This is a genomic window from Flavobacterium sp. CAN_S2, assembly GCF_015752255.1.
Classification (GTDB): domain Bacteria; phylum Bacteroidota; class Bacteroidia; order Flavobacteriales; family Flavobacteriaceae; genus Flavobacterium.
This window is the reverse complement of the sequence record NZ_JADOVA010000001.1, coordinates 1,323,965-1,341,956: the sequence shown is the minus strand read 5'-3', so window position 1 is coordinate 1,341,956 and position 17,992 is coordinate 1,323,965. Positions and strand designations below refer to the sequence as shown.

The window sequence follows — 17,992 nt, the reverse complement described above, 5'->3', positions numbered from 1 at the left end:
TAATCAACAAACGTTAAATTTTACAATTTTACTATTTTTAATTTGTCTAAATAAGATTTCGATTTTACCTTTGCAGCGTAGAATTAATCTAAATAAAAATGAGGAATAATATAATTGCAGCTTCACTATTAGTTACATCAGCTTTGTTTGCGCAAGAAAAGGAACTTTCGAAAACCCAAAAAGACAGTATTGAAAGTTTAAATGAAGTCATCATCACTACTGATGCGATCGTTGGCAGTAAATTTAAAGCTAAAAACAAAGCCGGTTCTACTTATTTTATTTCTCCAAAAGAATTAAAAACCTTCAACTACGACGATGTTTCCCGAATTCTAAGAACTGTTCCCGGAGTTACTATCCAAGAAGAAGATGGTTTTGGTTTACGTCCAAATATTGGAATGCGAGGAACCAGCCCAAATCGAAGTGAAAAAATAACCTTGATGGAAGATGGAATTCTTATTGCTCCAGCTCCATACTCAGCTCCCGCTGCCTATTATTTCCCAACGGTAAACAGAATGCAATCTTTCGAGATATTGAAAGGCGGAAGCCAAATCCAATACGGTCCATACACAACTGGAGGCGCCATGAATATGGTTTCGACTCAAATACCAAATCGGTTTTCAGGTCGTGTAATAGCTAGTATTGGAAGTTTTAACACCAAAAAGACCTATGTGAATATTGGCGATGAACACAAAAATTTTGGTTACGTTTTAGAATACAACAACCGAAATTCTGATGGATTCAAAAAAATTGACAACAGCTCAAAAAATACCGGTTTTCAAGGAAACGATTATGTGGCAAAATTCAGGATTAATACAAATGCTGATGCAAAAGTATACCAATCTTTAACTGCAAAAATTCAGTACAGCGAAGATTTGGCAAACGAAACCTACCTTGGTTTAACTGATGCCGATTACGATAACAATCCATACCGAAGATATTTGGGTTCCAATGAAGATTATATTGAAACCGAGCACAAACAAATCATGTTGACGCACTTGATTAAACCGTTTGAAAACTTTAGTATTACTACCAAAGCATACAAAAATGAATTTGCCAGAAACTGGTACAAATTAGATGCCGTAAAGGTTGGTGCATCAAAGGTCAGCATCAATAACATTCTAACAGATCCTGACACTTACAATGCAGAATACCGAGCAATAACAGGTGCTGACAACACGATAAGCAACGCTTTATTGGTAAAAGCGAACAACCGTGGTTATGAAGCAAAAGGGATTCAAACCGTAGCAAACTACACTTTTGAAACCGGAAAAACAAAACACGATATTGATTTTGGAATCCGCTACCACGAAGACTTTGAAGATCGTTTCCAATGGGTTGACGGATATGCAATTCAAAACGGTGTGATGAACAGAACCAGTAACGGAACTCCAGGAACTGATGCCAATGCTATAGTAAAAGCCGAAGCCATTGCAGCGCATATTCTTTACAATTTGAGTATTGATAAATTCACTTTCACACCCGGAATTCGTTATGAAGACATCAAATTGAATTCGTTGAATTATGGGACAAATGATGTAATCAGAGCGGGAACATCTTTGGCGAAAGCCAGTAACAAAACAAATGTTTGGATTCCAGGAATGGGGATTTTGTATAAAATAAACCACGATTACAACATTTTTACAAGCGTTCACAAAGGGTTTTCACCTCCAGGTGTGAAAGCTGGAGAAGATGCAGAAAGCAGTTTGAACACCGAATTAGGGTTCCGTTTTCACAAAAATGCGTTGCAAGGTGAAATCATTGGATATTACAACAACTTTTCAAATCTTCAAGGTTCCGATTCGATGTCGGGCGGAGGAGCAGGGACTGGAGATTTGTTCAATGCCGGAGGAGCTATCGTAAAAGGAATTGAAGTGCTGGCAACCTACGATGTTATCAACAACAGAGAAAAAGGGTTTAAACTACCCGTTACCATTTCCTATACTTTTACGGATACTGAATTGAAAAATAATTTCAACAGCACGATTTGGGGGACTGTAGAAAGCGGGGACGAAATTCCATACATCGCCAAAAATCAGTTGGCTATCACAACCGCATTTGAAACTGAAAAATTCAATTTTGCCCTTAGCGGAAAATACGTAGATGCGTTCAGAACTGAAGCGGGTATTGGAACGATTCCGGCAAACAACAGAGTTGCTTCAAATTTCATTATAGATTTCTCGGCTAAATATCACCTCAACAAACACATTAGTTTGATGGGAAATATTATTAATTTATTGGACAAAGAATACGCAGTTTCTAGAGTTCCTGCAGGTTTACGACCAGGGCAGCCTTTTGGAATTAACTTTGGAATCATGGCTCAGTTGTAAAAACTTTGTCATTAGTTTAACGCAAAAAAGCAACCTTTTGGGGTTGCTTTTTCTTATATTTACAATATGGAAATTCAAGAAATTTTAGCTTTTTTAGCACTCGGAATAGCACTGACTTTTTTGATTAAAAAATTCTTTTTCAAAAAGAAAAAATCCGATAAAGATTGTGGCAGCGGTGATTGTGGTTGTAGCTAATATTACTTTAGATAACCAATTTTCAGATAATACTCTTCCGGATTAATCTTGCTTCCTTCTTTTGGATACGGCACTACACCAATGTTTTTTATCTTCTTTTGTTTTTCAGGCAGATATTTAGTGAACCACTTTTTATTGTCTTCTTCGTTTTTCATCGAAAACACTAAAGTCGTATCTTCAATCCATTTTGAATCTTTGTAGACCGAAACAACAGCACTAACTTCTCCCGCCCAAATACAAGTCACACCTTCAGGGCAACGAGAATCAGAAACAATTGCCTTTAAAACCAACTGAAATCCTTTTTGATTAGGACATACTTTTTGCTTTATAGTTGTGTATTTAACTTTTTGTGATTTTGGGCTTTGCGCCAAAGCTACACTGCTGATCATCATAAAAAGGAATAGAATTGACTTTTTCATACGTTATGTTTACGGATTACTATATTCTTTTTAAAACCAATACATTCTTACCCCAAAGCAACATCCAAAACCATCATCACGATAAATCCTCCAACGAATCCAAGCGTGGCAATATCCGTATTTTTGTCCTGTTGTGTTTCCGGAATCACTTCCTCGACCACTACAAAAATCATCGCGCCTGCTGCAAAAGCCAAAGCGTACGGTAAAATTGGGGTAAAAAATGTTACTGCAAAAGCACCCAAAACAGCGGCAACCGGCTCTACTAATGCTGAAGATTGTCCGTACATAAAACTTTTCCATCGGCTCATTCCCATTCTGCGCAACGGCATGGCAACAGCAATTCCTTCTGGAAAATTTTGAATTCCAATACCAATTGCTAACGTAACAGCACCCGCGATAGAAGCTTCTGGAATCCCGGCAGCAACACCACCAAAAAGAACTCCAACCGCCAATCCTTCCGGAATATTGTGCAGTGTAATTGCGGAAACCAACAATGTGGTACGTTGCCAAGGCGATTTGATTCCTTCGGTAACTTTAAAATTGATATGCAAATGCGGCAACACTTTATCAATTCCAAATATAAAAAGCGCACCAAGGAAAAAACCAAAAGCTGCAGGAATAACTTTCGCAAATCCTTCACCACCCGTCATTTCTATGGCTGGAGCCAATAAACTCCAAAAACTGGCCGCAACCATAACACCTCCCGTAAACCCGAGCATTCCGTCAAGAACAGTACGATTCATGGTTTTAAACATAAAAACAAACGAAGCTCCTAACGCGGTCAGAAACCACGTGAACAAACTCGCATACAAAGCGGCTAATATTGGGTCGATGCTTGTGAAATAATCTACTATAGATTGAAACATAATTATTTGATATATAAATTACTGGCTATTTTATTTGAAATGGTTATTTCTTTGGTTCCAACCCGAATTCTGAAAGAGGAATCAAAACTTTCCTTTTCGATAATTTCAATTTGGGAACCCAAAGCAATTTCTTGTTTGTCTAAATATTTTAAAAAATCAGAAGAAGTATCTTTGACACCCACACAAATCCCGATTTGGTTTTTCTCGAATTCAGAAAGCAGTTGTTTTTCTACTTTTATAATTCTTCCTTGAGCATCCGGAATGGGATCTCCGTGCGGATCTTCGGTAGGATTTCCGAGAAAATCATCGAGTTTATTGATGAGTTTTTCAGATTTGATGTGTTCCAATTGTTCCGCAATATCGTGCACCTCATCCCAAGAAAAATCCAATTTCTCCACCAGAAAACATTCCCAAAGACGGTGTTTTCTAACGATCATCTTCGCCGCTAATTTCCCTTTATCAGTAAGGGAAACGCCTTGGTACTTTACGTAGTTCACTAAGTCTTTTTCGGAGAGTTTCTTAAGCATATCAGTAACGGACGATGCTTTGGTTTCCATTTTTTCAGCAATGGCATTAGTGCTAATATCTGCATCCGAAACGGAAGTAAGGTGGTAAATGGTCTTGAGATAATTTTCTTCTGAAAAGGTCATTTAATTTAAGATTGAAGATTAACGTTTTTTAATTTCATATTTCAGACTTCTCGCTAAATCAATTAAGTTATTGATACAAATGTAATTAAAAAATTTGTTTTGCAAAATATAATTTTTAGCTTTGTCTAAATTTAATTTAAGTACAGTGAAAAAATTATATATTATATCAATTTTTCTGATGTTCCACTTTGGCTACAGCCAAGAAAAAACGAGTCTTTCGGGAATTGTTTCATCAGAAAAAAAAGGAGTTTCGGAGGCTCATGTATTTTTGATTGGAACAAAATACGCCACCCAAACGGATAGTTTGGGAAATTACAGCATAGCGGATATTGCTGAGGGAAATTATAAATTACAAATTGTTGCAGACGGTTTTCAAACTTTAAAAAAGAATATAATTGTCAAAAGTAATGAAAGCAACATTCAGGATTTTGAACTTTCTAGTACCGAAAACCAACTCAACGAAGTAGTGGTTTCGGGAACATTAAAAGCGGTAAAAAGATTAGAAAGTGCTGTTCCTGTCGAAGTTTATTCTCCAATATTTTTCAAGAAAAACCCAACAGCCAGTATTTATGAAGCATTACAGAATGTAAATGGAGTCCGGCCGCAACTGAATTGTGGCGTTTGCAATACCGGTGATATTCATATTAATGGGCTGGAAGGTCCGTATACTTTGGTTCTAATCGACGGAATGCCTATCGTGAGCAGTTTATCCACGGTGTATGGCTTATCAGGAATTCCAAATTCATTGGTGGAACGAATTGAAATCGTAAAAGGTCCCGCTTCGTCTTTATACGGCAGCGAAGCTGTGGGCGGTTTGATCAACATCATTACTAAAAACCCAACAAGCGCTCCCCTATTCTCCACGGATGTGTTTACTACTTCTTGGTTGGAAACCAATGTTGATTTAGGAGTGAAACTCAATGTTGGCAAGAAAGCCACGGCACTTTTAGGTTTAAATTATTTCAGCTACAATCAAAAAACTGACAACGATAACGACGGTTTTACTGATGTTTCCCTTTCTGACCGAATTTCCCTTTTTCAAAAATGGACTTTCGACAGAAAAGAAAATCGATTGTTTACCATTGCGGCGCGTGGCGTTTATGAAGACCGTTTTGGCGGGGATGTGCGTTGGGAGAAAAAACACCGCGGCGAAGACGAAATCTATGGCGAAAGCATTTATACCAAACGAGCGGAATTGATTGGAAGTTACCAATTGCCTTTTCAGGAAAAACTGATGCTGTCTTTTTCAGGGAATGTACATTTTCAAGACAGCCGCTACGGCACAACGAGTTATATAGCCAATCAAAAAATCGGTTTTCTACAATTGACTTGGGACAAAAAAATAGGAAAAAATGATTTGCTTACCGGAATTGCCACCCGTTACAATTATTACGATGACAATACACCGGCAACTTCAAAACTGGGAAACAACAACCCAGAAAAAACGTGGCTACCGGGAATTTTTGTTCAAGACGAAATCACTTTTACTGAAAAACACAAGCTATTACTGGGAATGCGTTACGATTACAACTCTTTTCACGGAAGTATCCTAACGCCAAGAATCGCGTATAAATGGAAATTGAACGACAATAATATCATTCGTTTGAATGCTGGAACGGGTTTTAGAGTGGTGAATTTATTTACCGAAGATCATGCTGCTTTGACTGGTGCTCGTGAAATTATAATTGCCAATAACCTGAAACCGGAACAATCCATAAATGCCAATTTGAATTATATCAAGAAGATAAATTTTGATAACGGGACCTTTATTGGAATTGAAACTTCCTTTTTCCATACGCGATTCAGCAATAAAATTGTGTCGGATTATGATACCAATCCCAACCAAATTATTTATGACAACATCAACGGTTATGCGATAAGCCAAGGAATCAGTACAAATATCGATTTCAATTTTCCAAATGGATTAAAAATTATCACTGGCGCTTCCTTGTTAGACAATAAAAACGTTGAAAATGGCCGAAAAGAAACACCTTTTCTAACCGAAAAATTTACGGCTACCTGGAGCGTTTCATATAAAATTCAATCACTTGATTTGAATGTAGATTACACCGGAAATGTGTACAGCCCGATGCAATTGCCTCTTTTGAGCGCTTTAGATCCTCGCGCTCAGGAATCGCCTTGGTACAGTTTGCAAAACATTCAATTCACGTATTCTGGCTTGAAAAACTTTGAATTGTACGCCGGAATTAAAAACCTGTTGAACTTTTTACCCAAACAAAATAACCCGTTTTTGATTGCTAGAACCAATGATCCTTTTGATAAAAATGTAACGTACGATACGAACGGTCAAGTGCTGGCAACACCTGAAAATCCTTATGGATTAACATTTGACACAACTTATGTCTATGGACCGAACCAAGGAATCAGAAGCTTTTTCGGACTTCGCTATACCTTAAAATAATGAAAAAGAATCTTTATGTACTGTTGCTTTTATGCTGTGCGATTCCGGCTGGATTCGCACAATTGCATTCAGTTTCATTCGAAGAAATCTACAGTTTACAACGTATTGAAAAGAAAAAAACGATTGTTTTCATTCAAACCGATTGGTGTCAATTTTGTCATGCAATGAAAAACACCACTTTCAAAAACGAGGAAATCATCAAGGAGCTTAACACTGGTTTTTATTTTGTTGATTTCAATGCCGAAGAAAAGCGAACAGTTGTTTTCAACAAAACCACTTTTCAATTCAAACCTACGGGAAATAACTCCGGAACACATGAACTGGCCATCTCATTAGGAACAATAAATAAGCAATTGAACTTTCCTGTTTTGTGTGTTTTGAACAGTGAAAACGAAATTATTTTTCAGCACAGTGGCTACTTAAAACCAAAAGAATTAAAGCTGATTTTAGCCAAACTAAAAGAATAAAATTGCCTATTTTTGGGGGAAATGTCAAATTCCCAAATGAAACACTACGATTATATTTTTACCGGCGCAGGATTATCGGCTTTGATGACCGTGTATAAAATGGTACAATCCGGTACATTTAAGGACAAGAGTATTTTATTATTGGATGAAAATACTAAAAAAACCAACGACAGAACATGGTGTTTTTGGAAAACGAACGATTCACTTTGGGAACAATCAATTTCAAAGAAATGGGATTCGGCTTTGTTTGCCAATGAAAACTTTCGCAGGGATTTAGACTTGCAACCGTATCACTACAATATGGTCAAAGGACTGGATTTTTACACGCAGGTATTTGACTTGCTTTCGAAACAAGAAAATATCACTTTTCTAACTAATAAAGTCTTAGAAATTGAAGAATCCGAAACTATAATTCTGGTACAAACCGAAAGTGAATCCTTTTCGTGCTCAAAATTATTCAACAGTATTTACAACAGACACAAAGCAGAAAGCCAGACGAAATATCCTGTTTTACAACAGCATTTTATTGGCTGGTTTATCAAAAGTGAACAGCTTGTTTTCAATTCAGAGCAAGCTACTTTTATGGATTTTTCGGTAGAGCAAAAAGGAAATACTCGTTTTATGTACGTGTTGCCCACATCAAAAACCGAAGCTTTACTGGAATACACTTTGTTTTCGCACCAGCATTTAAAGACGGAGGAATACGAAAACGAAATCCAGCAATACATCGAAAAATTGGGGATAACGAATTATGAAATCGTCGAAAAAGAGCAAGGCAGCATCCCGATGACGTGTTATCCTTTTTGGAAAGCGAATACTAAAAACGTACTAAATATAGGAACTTCCGGCGGTTGGACCAAAGCAAGTACCGGTTATACTTTCAAAAATTCCGATAAAAAATCAAGTGAATTAGTGGCGTTTCTTCAAAGGGAAACCGACTTCACCAAATTTCATAAAAAGTCCAAATTCTGGTTTTATGATTTATTATTATTAGATATTTTAGACCGAAAAAACGAATTGGGTTCCCACATTTTTTCTTCGATGTTCAAGAAAGGAAATCCAAGTTTGATTTTTAAATTCTTAGACGAGGAAACCTCTTTTATTGAAGACATTCAGGTGATTTTAAAATGTCCAAAAATGCTATTTATTAAAGCTATTTTTCATGTGGCTTTCAAAGCAATAAAATAACAATCAAACTATAACAAAACTTTATAATTGAACTCCAATTCTTGATTGTAAACTTTGTAACTTTGCAACTAGAATTTATTATTGATTTAAAATAAAAAAGATATGTATCCAGAAGAAATGGTAAAACCAATGCAAGCGGAATTAACAGCTGCAGGTTTTCAAGATTTACATAGTGCTGAAGCAGTAGAAAACGCAATGAAATTAGAAGGAACAACGCTTGTAGTTGTAAATTCGGTTTGTGGTTGTGCTGCTAGAAACGCACGTCCAGGAGCAAAAATGAGTTTAGATGGCGCTAAAAAACCAGACCATTTAATCACTGTTTTTGCAGGTGTTGACAAAGATGCAGTTGATGCTGCAAGACAACACATGTTCCCTTTTCCTCCATCATCGCCAAGTATGGCTTTGTTCAAAAACGGAGAATTAGTGCACATGCTAGAGCGTCACCACATTGAAGGTCGTCCAGCAGAACTAATTGCTGAAAACTTGAAAGACGCTTTCAACGAGTATTGCTAAAATTTACATTATAGTATAAATCAACCCTTTCAGAGTGTAAAACTTTGAAAGGGTTTTTTATTTGTAAAATTTGTAAACCTTAGTTCCTTCAAAACTTTGCCTCTTTAAACCTTTTTGGCTACTTTTGCAAAAAATATATTTCTCAACTTAAAACTGTTTATAGCATGCAACTGTATAACACATTAAGCGCAGAGGAAAGAGCCATCATGATTGATGATGCCGGAAAACAACGTCTTACGCTGTCTTTCTATGCTTATGCGCAAATCTCAAATCCAACACAATTTCGTAACGAATTATTTCTGGCGTGGAACTCTCTTGAAGTTTTGGGTCGAATTTATGTCGCCAATGAGGGAATCAACGCCCAATTATCATTGCCTGCCGATAATTTCTACGCATTCAAAGATTCCATCGAAGTCTACGATTTCATGAAAGGAATCCGATTGAATATTGCAGTAGAACAAGATGATCACTCGTTTTTGAAGCTTACAGTAAAAGTCCGTGACAAGATTGTAGCTGATGGTTTAGTTGATGAAACTTTTGATGTTACGAATATTGGAATTCACTTAAAAGCAGCTGAATTTAATGAACTTCTAGAAGACCCAAACACGATTGTGGTCGATATGCGAAATCATTACGAAAGTGAAATTGGACATTTTACCAAAGCCATAAAACCAGATGTAGATACTTTTCGGGAATCATTACCAATCATCGAAGAACAACTTGCTGAACACAAACAAGACAAAAAACTATTGATGTATTGCACCGGAGGAATTCGTTGCGAGAAAGCCAGTGCTTATTTCAAACACAAAGGTTTTGAAAACGTGTACCAACTCGAAGGCGGAATTATTGAATATACGCGCCAAGTAAAAGCCGAAGGATTAGAAAGTAAATTCATTGGTAAAAACTTCGTATTTGATCACCGCTTGGGCGAAAGAATAACGGACGATATTGTTTCCCAATGCCATCAATGTGGTGAACCTTGTGACGTGCATACGAATTGCGTGAACGAAGGCTGTCATTTGCTTTTTATCCAATGTGATTCTTGCAAAGAAAAAATGGAAGGTTGCTGTTCTGCTGAATGTGTGAGCGTGATTCATTTGCCGGAAGAAGAGCAAAAAGCCATTCGCAGAGGAATTAAAAACGGCAATAAGATTTTCAAAAAAGGAAAATCAGACGTTTTGACTTTCAAAAACAACGAAGAAACGCACGGTGTTTTTGTTGCAGAAAAACCATCCCGAAGCGTCGGGACTGCCGTTAAAAAAGAACCAAAAGTTAAGAAAGTTTATATTGGAAAAGGAACACATTTTTTTCCAAAAGCAAGTATTGGTCAATTTTTAATTGAAGAAAATGAAATCAAAATTGGCGATACGATTTTAATCAAAGGTTCCACAACCGGAGAACAAAAAGTAGTAATCGAAGAAATGCTGGTGAACGATTTAGCACAAGAAAAAGCAGTTTCGGGAGATACTTGTACCTTCAAATTGCCATTCCGAATTCGATTATCTGATAAATTATATAAAATTACAGATTAAATATTTAGGATAAAATCCTATGAAATTAACCCATTACAAGCTGATTTGTAATGGGTTTTTTTATTAAAATTTTATGATGTATTGGCACAAATAGGCGTTGTTCCGTAAAATTAAAAAATACTATCTTTACACATTAAACGTTTTAAGAACTTAAGTTGTGCTCGTCGCAACACTACATATAAGATTATGGCATGTACAAGTTGTTCAACTTCTGATGGTGGCGCACCTAAGGGTTGTAAAAATAATGGGACTTGCGGCACCGATAGCTGCAATAAATTAACGGTATTCGATTGGCTTTCTAATATGAGTTTGCCTAATGGCGACGCACCTTTTGACTGTGTTGAAGTACGTTTCAAAAACGGACGAAAAGAATTTTACCGCAATACAGAGAAATTAACGTTAAGCATGGGCGACATCGTTGCTACTGTTGCTTCTCCGGGTCACGATATTGGAATTGTAACTTTGACAGGAGAATTAGTTAAAATTCAAATGAAGAAAAAAGGAGCCAATCCTGCAAGCAATGAAATTCCGAAAATATATAGAAAAGCATCCCAAAAAGATATTGATATTTGGTCAGCAGCAAGAGATCGTGAAGAGCCTATGAAGGTTCGGGCACGTGAACTGGCGATTGCTCAAAAACTGGAAATGAAAATTTCGGATATTGAATTTCAAGGTGATGGATCAAAAGCTACGTTTTATTACACTGCAAATGACCGTATTGACTTTAGAGCTTTAATTAAGGATTTTGCTAAAGAATTCAGCACTCGTATCGAGATGAAACAAGTAGGTTTCCGTCAGGAAGCAGCTCGTTTAGGCGGAATTGGTTCTTGCGGAAGAGAGCTGTGTTGTTCAACTTGGTTGACGGATTTTAGAAGTGTAAACACCTCCGCGGCGCGTTACCAACAACTGTCTTTGAACCCACAAAAACTGGCTGGACAATGCGGAAAGTTAAAATGCTGCTTGAATTATGAGCTAGATACGTACATGGATGCTTTGAAACATTTCCCTGATTTCGAAACAAAATTAGTTACCGAAAAAGGAGATGCTATTTGTCAGAAACAAGATATTTTCAAAGGTTTAATGTGGTTTGCTTATACCAATAACTTCGCCAATTGGCATGTATTGAAAATTGATCAGGTCAAAGAAATTGTTGCTGAAAACAAATTAAAAAATAAAGTTTCTTCGTTAGAAGATTATGCTATTGAGTTAATTGTTGAGCCAGAGAAAAACTTTAATAATGCTATGGGGCAGGAAAGTTTAACACGTTTTGACCAACCTAAAGCAAAGAAAAAACCAAATAAAAAACGCAAACCTGCGGGAGAAAATGTAATTGTAGCCAATAATAATAAGCCTGCAAATAACAATAAACCTGCAAACAATAACCGCCAAGCTCCTGCTGATAAAAAACCTGCAGAGCCTAGAAAACCAATAATTATTACTAAAAATGTGGATAAAAAATAGCGCTTTACTTCTTTTAGTGGTGATTCTCTTTTCTTCATGTGATAAAAAAAGAGTTTTTGATGAATATAAGTCTGTTGGAAGCAGCTGGCATAAAGACAGCATTGTTACCTTCAATTTACCGGAATTAGATTCCACAAAACGATACAATTTATTTGTGAATTTAAGGGCTAATAACGATTATCAATACAATAATTTGTTTTTAATCGTGGCTTTAGAACTACCAAATGGTTTTACAAAAGTGGACACGCTTGAATACCAAATGGCAGATCCGGACGGAACATTATTAGGCGATGGATTTACGGACATAAAAGAAAGCAAACTCTTTTATAAGGAGAATGTAAAGTTCCGCTCAAAATACAAAGTCCACATCAAACAGGCGGTGAGAGAAAACGGAAAAGTTCCGGGTGTGACAGCTTTAGATGGAATTACAGAGGTAGGTTTTAGAATAGAAAAAAAAGAATAAAATAGTATTATGGCTATCAAAAAAAATAACAATCAAGCAAAAGGTACTGTCAAAGATGTTGCACATTATCAAAGGAAATTTTGGAAAATATTCTTTATCGGCCTCGGAAGTGTAGGTTTATTTTTCCTGTTTGCTTCTTGGGGAATCTTCGGTTCTATGCCTTCTTTTGAAGACTTAGAAAATCCCGATTCTAACTTAGCGACAGAAATCATTTCGGCTGACGGAGTGGTTTTGGGTAAATATTTCGAAAAAAATAGATCGCAACTAAAATATTCCGATTTACCAAAAAATTTAGTTCAAGCTTTAATTGCTACCGAAGATGCTCGTTTTTATGATCATTCCGGTATTGATGCAAGAGGAACTTTACGTGCTGTTTCTAGTTTTGGAACCAGTGGTGGAGCAAGTACATTGACACAGCAATTAGCCAAGCAATTATTTCACGGAGAAGGATCTAAATTTTTGCCTTTTAGAATTGTACAAAAAATAAAAGAATGGATTATCGCTATTCGATTAGAAAGACAATACACTAAAAATGAAATCATTGCCATGTATTGCAACGTGTATGATTTTGGAAACAATTCTGTTGGTGTCAGTTCAGCTGCTAAAACTTATTTTTCTAAAGAACCAAAGGATTTAACCATCAGCGAATCAGCTATATTAGTGGGAATGTTTAAAAATTCTGGTTTATATAATCCTATCAGAAATCCACAAGGTGTAAAAAACCGCAGAAACGTAGTGCTTTTGCAAATGCAAAAAGGAAAAATCATTACCGAAGCTGAAAAAGAAAGGCTGCAAAGTTTACCGATAAAATTGAATTTCAAATTAGAGACGCATAAAGACGGAACGGCGACCTATTTCAGAGAATACCTACGTGATTACATGAAAAAATGGGCCGAAGAAAATAAAAAATCGGATGGTTCTGATTATGATATTTACAAAGACGGTCTGAAAATTTACACTACGATTGATTCCAGAATGCAATTACACGCTGAAGAAGCGGTTTCGGCGCATATGGCAAACCTTCAAGAAGAGTTTTTCATTCAATCTAAAGGAAATAAAAATGCTCCTTTTGTGAACATTTCAACCGCTGAAACACAAAAAATATTAAATCAAGCGATGAAATCCTCTAACCGTTGGGCAGTGATGAAATCAATGGACAAAAGCGAGGAGGAAATTATAAAATCATTCAGTGAAAAAGCAAAAATGACCGTCTTTTCTTGGAAAGGAGAAAAAGACACCATCATGACACCACTGGATTCTATTCGCTATTACAAACACTTTTTGCAATCCGGATTGATGGCAATGGAGCCACAAACCGGTAATATAAAAGCTTGGGTTGGTGGAATCAATTATAAATATTTTCAGTACGATCACGTAGGGCAAGGTGCCAGACAAGTGGGTTCTACATTCAAACCATTCGTTTACGCGACCGCTATCGAACAACTGAATATGTCTCCGTGTGACTCAATTATTGATGGACCATTCATGATTCGAAAAGGGCGTCATAATGTTACGGAAGATTGGGAACCAAAAAACTCCGACAACAGATACCGCGGAATGGTTACTTTGAAAAGAGGTTTGGCCAATTCTATAAACACTGTTTCAGCAAAATTAATGGACAAAGTAGGTCCAGAAGCTGTTGTTGATTTAGCACACAAATTAGGTGTAAAATCAGAGATTCCTTTGCAGCCTTCCATTGCTTTGGGAGCAGTAGAAATAACTGTTGAAGACATGGTTGCTGCTTATAGCACTTTTGCCAATCAAGGCGTTTATATGAAACCACAATTTATATCTAAAATTGAAGATAAAAGTGGCGTGATAATCTACGAACCAATTCCTGAGTCTCATGATGTTTTAAATAAAGATATCGCTTATGCAGTTGTCAAATTGCTTGAAGGTGTAACCGAAGGCGGTTCTGGAGACCGTTTACGAACTACTGGCGGCGGTAACGGAGACAACCGTTGGACAGGTTACCCGTACTCTTTCAAAAATCCAATTGCAGGAAAAACAGGAACTACTCAAAACCAATCTGATGGTTGGTTTATGGGAATGGTTCCTAATCTGGTAACTGGAGTTTGGGTAGGTTGTGAAGACCGTTCGGCACGTTTCAAAAGCATCACTTACGGTCAGGGAGCCACAGCAGCATTGCCAGTTTGGGGTTATTTTATGAAACTCTGTTATGCTGATCCAGCCCTTAAAGTTTCTAAGGAAAGCTTTGAAAGACCTGCAAATCTCTCGATAAAAGTAGACTGTTACGTACCTAGAAAAGTAGTAGACACGACGGCCGTAGAACAAGATACCGAAGAATTTGAATTGTAAAATTTTCATTAGGAGCTATTCCAGCTATATGTTGCAATCTTTTTTTCGGTACAAAACCTCAAAAAGGATTTTCACTGCTATCTGGGCTAGGGCATTCGACCATGGAACTATATCTTGAGATTCCTAGACAACTTAAAACAAAATTCATCATTAGATAAATATTCGACAAATAGCAAATCACTTATATGATTAACAAAAAAGTAAATAACGTTCAGGATGCCCTTCAAGGAATTGAAAACGGGGTGACTATAATGCTTGGCGGTTTTGGATTATGTGGTATTCCAGAAAATTCTATCGCCGAATTAGTAAAAAAAGGAACTACGGATTTAACGTGTATTTCAAATAATGCAGGTGTTGATGATTTTGGTCTTGGACTTCTTTTGCAAAAGCGCCAAATAAAAAAAATGATTTCTTCTTACGTAGGCGAAAATGCCGAATTCGAACGTCAGATGCTTTCTGGAGAACTAGAAGTAGATCTTATTCCTCAAGGAACTTTAGCAGAACGTTGTCGTGCGGCACAAGCAGGAATTCCGGCTTTTTTCACACCAGCCGGTTATGGAACTGAAGTAGCCGAAGGTAAAGAAGTTCGTGAATTTAATGGTAAAATGCATGTTATGGAACACGCTTTCAACTCTGATTTTGCCATTGTAAAAGCATGGAAAGGTGACGAAGCCGGAAACCTAGTTTTCAAAGGAACTGCAAGAAACTTCAACCCTTGCATGGCCGGAGCAGCAAAAATAACCATTGCCGAAGTTGAAGAATTATTGCCTGCAGGAAGTTTAGATCCAAACGAAATTCATATTCCGGGAATACTTGTAAATAGAATTTTTCAAGGCGAGAAATATGAAAAAAGAATTGAACAAAGAACCGTGAGAAAAATTTTCTAATTATGGCTTTAGATAAAAATCAAATTGCAAAACGTATTGCAAAAGAATTAAAACACAACTATTACGTGAATCTCGGAATCGGGATTCCAACATTAGTTGCTAATTATATCCCCGAAGGAATTGACGTTGAATTTCAAAGTGAAAACGGAATTCTAGGTATGGGTCCATTCCCTTTTGAAGGCGATGAAGATGCTGATTTAATCAATGCAGGAAAACAAACCATCACTACTTTGCCCGGAGCAAGTTTCTTTGACTCCGCATTCAGTTTTGGAATGATACGCGGACAACATGTTGACTTAACAATCCTTGGCGCCATGGAAGTTGCCGAAAATGGTGATATTGCCAATTGGAAAATTCCCGGTAAAATGGTCAAAGGAATGGGGGGCGCAATGGATTTAGTGGCTTCTGCTGAGAATATTATTGTAGCCATGATGCATGTTAATAAAGCTGGAGAATCTAAGATACTTAAAAAATGTACGTTACCATTAACCGGCGTAGGCTGCGTTAAAAAAGTAGTCACTGAATTAGCCGTTTTAGAAGTAACGCCACAAGGTTTCAAATTATTGGAACGTGCTCCAGGTGTAACCGTAGAACATATTATAGCTTCTACTGAAGCAACTTTAATTATTGAAGGTGATGTTCCAGAAATGGAAATAGATTAAAATAAACACTCTTATAAAATACAAAACCGCAGTCTCAATTAACTATTGAGATTGCGGTTTTTTTTTGATTGGATTTGGGATTGTATCCAAAATCAATTCAATTCAAAAATCCTATTTTTAGAAAAACCAAGTCGCAACAAAAATAGCCGTAATCACACAGATTAAATCTACTATAAGCATCGTTCCTAGTGCGTAACGTGTGTTTTTAATATTTACAGAACCAAAATAAACGGCTATCACATAAAAAGTACTTTCGGCACTACATTGAAAAATACTACTCAATCTCGCCGTTAAGGAATCGGCACCAAAAGTATTCATCGAGTCAATCAAAAACCCTCTTGATCCTGCAGAACTAAAGGGACGAAGCAAAGCAACCGGTAAAGCATCCGTGATTTCCTTACTTACTCCCATATTAGAAAAAATGAAAGCGATCCAATTGCTAATAATTTCAAATAAACCACTGTTTCTAAATAAAGAAATAGCAACCAGCATTCCCAAAACATAAGGAAAAATAGTCACTCCGGTTTTCACACCATTATTGGCTCCCACAACAAAACTTTCAAAAACGGTTGTAGATGCTTCAGTAAATTTTTTCTCATGAATAAAAGAAAAGATCAATGTAAAAGCAATGATTCCGATTAATATTAAAGCAGAAAGATTAGAGGTGAAATAGTTTTTTCCAATTAAATCCAAATGATTGACATACATCAACAAACCAACAATTGCAGCTATTAAAACCATCAATACGATAACCAAAGAAGCACTTTTGAAATTGATTCTTTGTTTGATTCCAACAATTAAAAAGGCTGCAATAGTACCAATAAAAGAAGTGATAATACAAGGCAACATCACATCCGCAGGATTACTGGCATTTGCCGCAGCACGATACCCTATAATAGATGTAGCGATTAAAGTAAGACCCGAAGCATGTAAACACATGAACATAATCTGGGCATCACTGGCCTTGTCTTTCTCTGGATTTATCTCTTGTAAACTCTCCATGGCTTTTAGACCAAAAGGAGTTGCAGCAGAATCTAATCCTAAGAAATTAGCAGCAAAATTCAAGGTCATATAAGAAATAGAAGGATGGTTTTTGGGAATACTTGGAAACACTTTTACAAAAACAGGACTCAATGCTTTAGCTAATTTTCCAGAAGCACCGGAAATAATTAACAATTCCATCAATCCACAGAAAAAAGCCAAATAAGCCATCAACGGAAGGACTAAATCTAGCAAAGTACTTTTACAGGTTGGCAATAAACCATCTGATTTTTGAACACCACTGTAGATTTTTACAGTTTTGTTTTTAAAAACATAAGTTGTATCCGCATTTAGTGTGTCTCGATTGATAATCATGGTTTGTTCTGGCGCTGTCTTAATGCTGTCTTTAATGTAAGCAGGAAGTTCTTCGGCAAATTTCTCCGAAACCAGAATTGGATCATCTTTCTTTCCGTTTAAAACGTGGTCAATGGTATAACTGTCTCCAGAAAACAAACTAAACACTACAAATACAATTGCTGAAATAAAAATGACCAACCAAAATCTACTCAATACCATAATCTATAATTTTTGTAAATGTAATAAACCAATATCAATTGCAAATATCAATTACAATGAAAGA

Annotated in this window: 16 protein-coding genes; 12 read left to right on the top strand and 4 right to left on the bottom strand. The window is 36.6% G+C overall.

All coding sequences use genetic code 11. The annotated features are described in order from the left end of the window. Window positions 1-98: 98 nt before the first annotated feature. A complete protein-coding gene (locus tag IWX80_RS06095) occupies window positions 99-2,327 on the top strand; it encodes a TonB-dependent receptor family protein (protein ID WP_196852594.1) in 2,229 nt (742 codons plus the stop codon). Window positions 2,328-2,393: 66 nt separating this feature from the next. Next, complete coding sequence (locus tag IWX80_RS06090) at window positions 2,394-2,522, top strand: FeoB-associated Cys-rich membrane protein (protein WP_113635929.1); 129 nt, start codon at window positions 2,394-2,396, stop codon at window positions 2,520-2,522. 2 nt (window positions 2,523-2,524) lie between these two features. Here IWX80_RS06090 and IWX80_RS06085 read toward each other — a convergent pair whose 3' ends face one another. From IWX80_RS06085 to IWX80_RS06075, 3 genes are read right to left on the bottom strand one after another with little or no spacing between them, the layout of a single operon-like run. Then, window positions 2,525-2,941 (bottom strand): hypothetical protein, encoded by a 417-nt coding sequence (locus IWX80_RS06085; RefSeq protein WP_196852593.1) that lies wholly within the window; start codon window positions 2,939-2,941, stop codon window positions 2,525-2,527. Between the two features lie 47 nt (window positions 2,942-2,988). Next, a complete protein-coding gene (locus IWX80_RS06080; protein ID WP_113635924.1) occupies window positions 2,989-3,807 on the bottom strand; it encodes a ZIP family metal transporter in 819 nt (272 codons plus the stop codon). A gap of 2 nt (window positions 3,808-3,809) precedes the next feature. Next, a complete protein-coding gene (locus IWX80_RS06075) occupies window positions 3,810-4,457 on the bottom strand; it encodes a metal-dependent transcriptional regulator (RefSeq protein ID WP_196852592.1) in 648 nt (215 codons plus the stop codon). A 178-nt stretch (window positions 4,458-4,635) separates the two neighbouring features. Between IWX80_RS06075 and IWX80_RS06070 the strand changes: the two genes are divergently transcribed. The 10 genes from IWX80_RS06070 to IWX80_RS06025 all read left to right on the top strand — a co-directional run bounded on the left by IWX80_RS06070 (window position 4,636) and on the right by IWX80_RS06025 (window position 16,371). Beyond that, window positions 4,636-6,879, top strand: a complete 2,244-nt coding sequence (locus IWX80_RS06070) for a TonB-dependent receptor (protein WP_196852957.1) — start codon at window positions 4,636-4,638, stop codon at window positions 6,877-6,879. Beyond that, the gene (locus IWX80_RS06065) at window positions 6,879-7,346 is read left to right on the top strand and encodes a thioredoxin family protein (protein ID WP_196852591.1); all 468 of its coding nucleotides are present in this window, start codon (window positions 6,879-6,881) and stop codon (window positions 7,344-7,346) included. Before IWX80_RS06070 ends, IWX80_RS06065 begins: the two co-directional genes overlap by 1 nt. A 36-nt stretch (window positions 7,347-7,382) precedes the next feature. Beyond that, window positions 7,383-8,534 carry a lycopene cyclase family protein gene (locus IWX80_RS06060; RefSeq protein ID WP_196852590.1) on the top strand — a complete coding sequence of 384 codons (1,152 nt, stop codon included), beginning with the start codon at window positions 7,383-7,385 and terminating at the stop codon, window positions 8,532-8,534. A gap of 102 nt (window positions 8,535-8,636) precedes the next feature. After that, entirely contained in the window at window positions 8,637-9,047 is a 411-nt protein-coding gene (locus IWX80_RS06055; RefSeq protein ID WP_091172289.1) for a BrxA/BrxB family bacilliredoxin, read from the top strand. 164 nt (window positions 9,048-9,211) lie between these two features. Continuing rightward, complete coding sequence (gene trhO, locus IWX80_RS06050; RefSeq protein WP_196852588.1) at window positions 9,212-10,579, top strand: oxygen-dependent tRNA uridine(34) hydroxylase TrhO; 1,368 nt, start codon at window positions 9,212-9,214, stop codon at window positions 10,577-10,579. A 186-nt stretch (window positions 10,580-10,765) separates the two neighbouring features. Next, complete coding sequence (locus IWX80_RS06045; protein WP_196852587.1) at window positions 10,766-12,040, top strand: PSP1 domain-containing protein; 1,275 nt, start codon at window positions 10,766-10,768, stop codon at window positions 12,038-12,040. After that, complete coding sequence (locus IWX80_RS06040; RefSeq protein ID WP_113635905.1) at window positions 12,024-12,503, top strand: gliding motility lipoprotein GldH; 480 nt, start codon at window positions 12,024-12,026, stop codon at window positions 12,501-12,503. The genes IWX80_RS06045 and IWX80_RS06040 overlap by 17 nt, the downstream gene beginning before the upstream one ends. Window positions 12,504-12,512: 9 nt before the next feature. After that, the gene (locus IWX80_RS06035; protein WP_196852586.1) at window positions 12,513-14,822 is read left to right on the top strand and encodes a penicillin-binding protein 1A; all 2,310 of its coding nucleotides are present in this window, start codon (window positions 12,513-12,515) and stop codon (window positions 14,820-14,822) included. 185 nt (window positions 14,823-15,007) lie between these two features. Then, window positions 15,008-15,709 (top strand): CoA transferase subunit A, encoded by a 702-nt coding sequence (locus IWX80_RS06030; protein WP_196852584.1) that lies wholly within the window; start codon window positions 15,008-15,010, stop codon window positions 15,707-15,709. Window positions 15,710-15,711: 2 nt separating this feature from the next. Then, window positions 15,712-16,371, top strand: coding sequence for a CoA transferase subunit B (locus IWX80_RS06025; protein WP_196852582.1), 660 nt, complete (start codon window positions 15,712-15,714; stop codon window positions 16,369-16,371). A 117-nt stretch (window positions 16,372-16,488) separates the two neighbouring features. Here IWX80_RS06025 and IWX80_RS06020 read toward each other — a convergent pair whose 3' ends face one another. Next, window positions 16,489-17,928 (bottom strand): nucleoside recognition domain-containing protein, encoded by a 1,440-nt coding sequence (locus tag IWX80_RS06020; RefSeq protein ID WP_196852580.1) that lies wholly within the window; start codon window positions 17,926-17,928, stop codon window positions 16,489-16,491. Between the last annotated feature and the right edge of the window lie 64 nt (window positions 17,929-17,992).